The sequence below is a fragment of the Gardnerella sp. 30-4 genome, assembly GCF_001641215.1.
GTDB classification, from domain to species: Bacteria; Actinomycetota; Actinomycetes; order Actinomycetales; family Bifidobacteriaceae; genus Bifidobacterium; species Bifidobacterium leopoldii.
Window position 1 is genome coordinate 1 of record NZ_LXJL01000102.1, and the last position, 6,263, is coordinate 6,263.

General features: G+C 44.2%; 5 protein-coding genes. 1 reads left to right on the forward strand and 4 read right to left on the reverse strand.

Going from position 1 to position 6,263, the window contains the following annotated elements:
* Positions 1 to 92 precede the first annotated feature (92 nt).
* Positions 93 to 731, forward strand: coding sequence for a uracil phosphoribosyltransferase (gene upp / locus A5294_RS05605; protein ID WP_004119581.1), 639 nt, complete (start codon positions 93 to 95; stop codon positions 729 to 731).
* 128 nt (positions 732 to 859) lie between these two features.
* On the opposite strand, the gene A5294_RS05610 is transcribed toward upp, so the two are convergent.
* The 4 genes from A5294_RS05610 to A5294_RS05625 all read right to left on the reverse strand — a co-directional run bounded on the left by A5294_RS05610 (position 860) and on the right by A5294_RS05625 (position 5,983).
* Positions 860 to 1,657, reverse strand: coding sequence for a type 1 glutamine amidotransferase (locus A5294_RS05610; RefSeq protein WP_064340664.1), 798 nt, complete (start codon positions 1,655 to 1,657; stop codon positions 860 to 862).
* Positions 1,658 to 1,662: 5 nt separating this feature from the next.
* Complete coding sequence (locus A5294_RS05615) at positions 1,663 to 3,081, reverse strand: Mur ligase family protein (protein ID WP_064340665.1); 1,419 nt, start codon at positions 3,079 to 3,081, stop codon at positions 1,663 to 1,665.
* A 15-nt stretch (positions 3,082 to 3,096) separates the two neighbouring features.
* On the reverse strand, positions 3,097 to 4,557 hold the full coding sequence (gene dnaB, locus A5294_RS05620) for a replicative DNA helicase (protein ID WP_004105840.1): 1,461 nt from the start codon (positions 4,555 to 4,557) through the stop codon (positions 3,097 to 3,099).
* Positions 4,558 to 4,621: 64 nt separating this feature from the next.
* On the reverse strand, positions 4,622 to 5,983 hold the full coding sequence (locus A5294_RS05625; RefSeq protein ID WP_064340666.1) for an MATE family efflux transporter: 1,362 nt from the start codon (positions 5,981 to 5,983) through the stop codon (positions 4,622 to 4,624).
* Between the last annotated feature and the right edge of the window lie 280 nt (positions 5,984 to 6,263).

A 6,263-nucleotide genomic window follows, 5' to 3' on the forward strand; every position in this document is an offset into this window, starting at 1 on the left:
ATATATTTTTACTCAACATTTGTTTATATTTCGCGCAAAAATAACGGCACGCCGCTAGCTTAACGTGCAATGCTTGCACTAATCTAGAAGGTATGGATCTTCATGTTTTACATCATCCGCTGGTGGACCACAAGCTCACCGTTTTGCGAGATAAGAATACACCTTCTAACATTTTCCGCGAGTTGGTTTCCGAATTGGTAACCCTCGAAGCATACGAAGCAACCCGCAATTTGGAAGTTAGCGATCGCGAGATTGAAACTCCTATTTGCAAGATGACTGGCAAGCATTTGAACCGCCCACGCCCAATGGTTGTGCCGGTTTTGCGCGCTGGTCTTGGCATGCTCGACGGCATGACTCGCCTTCTTCCAACCGCTGAGGTTGGATTCCTTGGCATGAAGCGCGACGAGCAGACGCTCGATATCATCACTTATGCCAACCGTTTACCAGAAGATTTAACTGGCCGTCAGTGCTTCCTTCTTGACCCAATGCTTGCCACTGGTGGCACTCTTATTGCTGCTACACACTATTTGGCTGAGCGCGGTGCTAAGGACGTTACTGCTATTAACATTTTGGCAGCTCCAGAAGGCTTGGAACGCCTGGAGAAGGAGATTGATCCTTCTATTGACTTTAAGGTTGTTGTTTGCGCTGTTGATGAGCATTTGAACGACAAAGCTTATATCGTTCCAGGTCTTGGCGACGCCGGCGATCGCTTGTATGGCTTGATTGACTAATAGTTACTAACCAAATCAAGCGAAAGCTAGAATCAAAAACTACAAAAAGCCTGCTGATTTTGCAACACTTTGCAAGTTCAGCAGGCTTTTGTGTTTAGCGTTGACAAATTTTGCGCAGATAAATCTCTTTACCGCGGACGAGTTACGGCCACTTCGCGAGCGCGCTCTGCTAATTCGTCTAGTTTAGCAATTTCCGCGCGTTGAGAATCAGTCTGCTTTGGCGAAAATTCGCCGTAACGATTTTGCGCAGCAGTACGGATTAAAAAGTCAGCCAGACGCGGATTTTTTGGCAAAACTGAGCCGTGCATATAAGTGCCAATAACATTGTATTTGCGCGCTCCTTCCGTGTGATCCTTGCCATTATTACCGCAATTTTCACTATCAACCGAGCCAAGTGGCTGAGTATCACCCTCCAAGCTTGTTCGTCCAGAATGGTTCTCATAGCCCACAATATCGCCAAAATCGTCGCTATGTTCCACAAGATTTCCAATCATGCGCACATCTTGACCAACCGTATGCTCACCAAGTATTCCAATTCCTTTAAGCTTTTGACCCTCAACGGTTTCAAAATACTCTCCAAAAAGCTGGTAAAGTCCACAAATCATAAGCATTGGAACGCCATCTTTTGCAAGCTCACGAATCGCGTCCGCGCGCGCAAATAAATCTTCAGTAACTCTGCTTTGCCCATGATCTTGACCACCGCCGCCAAGAATCATATCCACGCGCTCTGGCCATAAATCGCCAACGTTGTACTCGTGAAGCACTGGCTTGTAACCGTACAATTCCGCTCGGCGCATAATCGTAAGCACATTGCCGTAGTCGCCGTAAATATTCATGTCTTTTGGATATAGCGACACAATATGTAGCACGCGATTTTCGTTTTCAAAAGTAGCATTTGCTTTACTAATATCACTGGAACCATTCATGACAATTACTTCCCAACTCCAACGTCTTTAACTTCCGCAAGTTGCGCTAAAGCCGCGCGCACGCGAAGCATGGCAGTATATGTGCAATATATGCGTTTAGCATTTTTAGCGTTGCCACTAAAATCGCCGTTTACAAAAGCTTTAGCATCTTCTTCCAAATCCGTATTCACATTGCGAGCCGAGACTTTATCGTATTGCAGACGCAAAGCCATATCCCATGCGCGAGTACCAGAAACGCACTCAACTCCAGTGCCGCTAAAGCTTGCAAAATCAACGTCCCACAGCCAGCTCATGTCTCTACCGTCCGCATATTCGTCACAAATTGCAATCATAGTATCGTGATTTTGCGGATGATCCGAAGCGATTGCAAGCCTAAAACCAATAGGATTCTTCACTAAAACAAGCTCAACAGGAGCACCATTAACTTCAATTACTTCGCCTCTACCAAAAGCAGGAGTTACGTGCGAAATCGCTTCCATAAGCGCATCGTCATCAAATTTTTGCAGCGCAGAATTTTGTTTTGCAGCGTCCGCCAAGATAGCGCGAACTACTGTTGCTGCAGCAGCAGCGTTGAAAATATTGTAAGCACCGTCAAGTTTTACAGATGTGGTTTTACGCTTGCCATCAAGTATAAACTCAGCCTCATGGTCTCCAACTTTTGAAAGCACAACGTCTGCTTTAGGAAGATTGTTAGCCTTGCTTTCTGCAGCATCTTCGCAATTTTCGCTTTTTTCGGAACTATTGTGCAAATCATCATCCGTCGGGAACATGCTTTTTACAGCGTCATCCAAACCAAAATACCGCACACAAGTCCCGGAAGGAACAACTTTTGCAAGCGCGCAAATACGTGGATCCTCACGGTTTAGCACTACCGTTCCTTCGGTTGCTTCAGCCACGTTGCTTAATAGTTTTGCAGTTGTGTCAATTTCGCCGAATCGGTCAAGCTGATCTCGCATAACGTTTAGCAATAAAGAGTAGCGAGGCTTGATTTGATTTACAAAATGCACTGCGTACGCTTCGTCGAGCTCTAAAACTGCAATATCCGCATTTAGTTTTGTGCCAAAAGCAGGCATTGTTTTTGCAAGGGCTGCCACTACTCCTCTAGTAAAGTTTGAACCGGTTGGATTAGTAAATACGTTAAGTCCTGCGTCGCGCAGCATAGAAGTTACCATACGCGTTGTGGTAGTTTTGCCATTGGTGCCAGAAATCAACACTATTCCGTACGGCAATGCGGCAAGAGTGCGCGCTAAAAAGCCAGAATCGAGGCTCTCAATAACTTTCCCAGGCAATGCGCTTCCGCCATGGTGAAGCACCCTAGAAAGAGCGCAAACAAGCTTTCCTACAGCAGGCATGGCAAAACTGTACCAATGCTTATGCAAATTTTGGCGCAACTTTTTATGCGATTCATGGTCGCGGCTTGACATACTAAATCACACCCCTTATTGCTGGTAGTCTTGCGGCATATCCATGAACTTGGAAGTTGCACCCAAGAAGGCAAGATTAAACGTGTCAGTAGGGCCGTTACGATGCTTTGCCATAATAATATCTGCTTCGCCTGGGCGATCTTCCTTATTGTAAAAATCAGGGCGATGCACTAGGAACACAACGTCAGCATCCTGCTCAATAGAACCAGATTCGCGCAAATCTGAAAGCTGTGGTTTCTTGTCGTTTCGCATTTCCGGTCCACGATTAAGCTGGCTCAAAGCCACAACTGGCACTTCAAGCTCTTTAGCAAGAAGCTTCAGCGCACGCGAGAATTCCGAAACTTCCTGCTGACGACTTTCCACACGCTTGCCAGAACTCATCAGCTGAAGGTAATCGATAACTACTAGCTTCAAATCATTTGTTTGCTTCAAACGGCGGCATTTTGCGCGAATCTCCATCAAGCTCATATTTGGACTGTCATCAATAAAAAGCGGGGCGTTTTGCATTTTTGTCCAAAAAGTATTAAGAGTATTCCAACGATCTGGAGTAATATCTTCCGCTCTTCGCATAGCAGCGAGCGGAATATTAGTTTCTGCAGCAATAATGCGCTGAGCTAATTCCACTTTGCTCATTTCTAGAGAGAACACAATAGACGTCATATTGTGGTGTAGTGCTGCTGAGCGCGCAAAATCAATGCCAAGTGTTGACTTACCCATAGCCGGACGACCAGCAACAACAATCATTTGACCAGGCTGCAAACCCTGCGTAACTTCGTCAATATCTCTAAATCCAGTCGGCACACCTTGTTCAAGTTCATGATTTTGCATTTTATCTAACTGATCAAGTGTATTTTGCAAAACTGGACCAATAGCAACGTAATCTTGACGCACTTTACCGGCGCTCATTTCATACACTTCTGATTGCGCAAGATTTACAATATCTTCTGCTTGCGCTCCGGAAGCAGAATAGCCCATTTGTGCAATTTTTGTGCCAGCAGTAATAACGTTACGAAGAACAGCATTTTGATGCACAATATCTGCGTAGTACATTGCGTTTGCGGCTGTTGGCACAGAAGCTACTAGGCTGTGCAAATAGTCAGCTCCGCCAACTTTATCGAGATTTCCATCTTTCATTAATTCGTTAGCTACAAGCACAACGTCAACAGGCTGTGAGCCAGCGAAAAGCGTAAGAATAGCATCGTAAATTGTTTGGTGTTGCGGTAAATAAAAATCTGATGTTTCAAGTAATTGAGACACTTCGCCAATAGCATCTTTGCTCATGAGCATTCCGCCAAGCACAGCCATTTCTGCATCAACATCGTGAGGAGGCACACGATCAAACAATGTAGCACCTACTTCGGCACCACGATTTGCAACGCCAGAACCATATGCAGAGGCGTCACCATTGCCACCATGATTGCTACCTGCGCGGATAACATTGCCTTTAGTAGATTGCCACATATCATTATCTGCCATAAAAACGAGTATAAACGCGCGCACGTATTATGAAAAACGTAAATGTATTAACACAAAACTTTATCTACATTTTTAGCGCAGAATCCATCCACGTATCATTTCTTATGCGCAAACTATTGCCTATTGCACGCCCCCCAATATAAACAGCATTTAAAACAACCCACAAAGTAATAGTTCTTATCACGTCATTAGCATCAACGATGACATCAAAAACGCTTGTGAGCGCCAAAAATGTTAAATATACGACAGCCATTACTGAGCAAGCTTTTGCCAAGTAGCGATGATCACCTGCGCCAATCAATACGCCATCTAGTGCCCACATCCATCCAGCAAGAGGCAAGAACAATCCTAATATTGTCATACCTACAGAAATTAAAAACTGAATATCTGTATGCTGACTAAATAGTGGCGCGCAACTCCAACCCACGAAAATCATGAATAAACCGACTCCTACGCTGCTTACAGCTCCCACTTGAGCACAAATACGCGTAATCATTCCTGCGCGCTTACGACAGCCTGCACCTAGCGCTGCAGCAACAATAGTCTGCGCAGCAATACCAATTGCATCTAAAATATTCATAACAAAATTCCAGCAAGAATTAGCAACCTGATACGCAGCGAGAGTATTGGTACCGAGATGAGTCGCAGTAACAACCGTAGCTACCATGCACACGCGCAATGCAAGTGTACGAACAAACAAAGGCATACCAGTTCCAGCAGAATGTAGAATATGCTGGAAATGCGGTTTGAGACGCGCACCACTTTGAGTAGCCCAAATAATTGCAGGAATAGTGAGAACAAGTCCCATATACCATTGCGCAATCATTGTTGCAATACCAGAGCCAGCAATTCCCATGTTGAGACCAAATACTGCGATTATATCGAGAATTGTATTTAGAACAGCTCCACTTACAGCAGCAAATAATGTTATGCGCACGTTGCAAAGACCGCGAAATATGCCATTTGCTGCATATACGAGTAGCATCGCAGGCAATCCAGGCATAACCATTTGTGTGTACACAATAGCATTTTGCAACGTAGAGCCATGCGCGCCTATTGCGTAGCATAACGGTTCAGCGGCAAAAATAAGTATGACTGTAAGAATTATGCCAAGCAATAATGCAAGCCACAACCCATCCATGCCAATGCTAAAACCTTCTCGACGCTTACCTGCGCCTAAAAGACGCGCAACCTGTGAAGTTGTATTGTAAGCCAAAAATAAGCAAAGACCTGTAGTAGTAAGAAGTACCGTTGATCCAATAGAAAGACCTGCTAGAGCACTTTTGCCAATGTGGCCAATAATAGCAGTGTCAATAAGTACAAATGCTGGCTCAGATATGAGCTGTCCAAAAGTTGGTACGGCTAGTAGCCAAATATTGCGCAGTACGTCTTTTTTGTTCTGGTTGTCCAACTTTTGATTTGTCATAATGCTTCATTCTACCGCTACTTTGTCACGCTTGTATAAAAGAAGATTGCAATTGCTAACAATTTTATGCAAAAACAATTGCAAGTGAAGTAACACAAATATGCGTAAATCGCAAATAAAAATATTATTTTAAAAAGTTATCCGCAGGATATCCACAATGTTATCCCCACTATGTGGATAAATTTGTGTGATATCCACGTAGACACGCCTAAAATGTGGATAACTTATCTTTTTTATCCACATCAAGCAATTCGTGCGTGTCATATGAATAACTTATTCA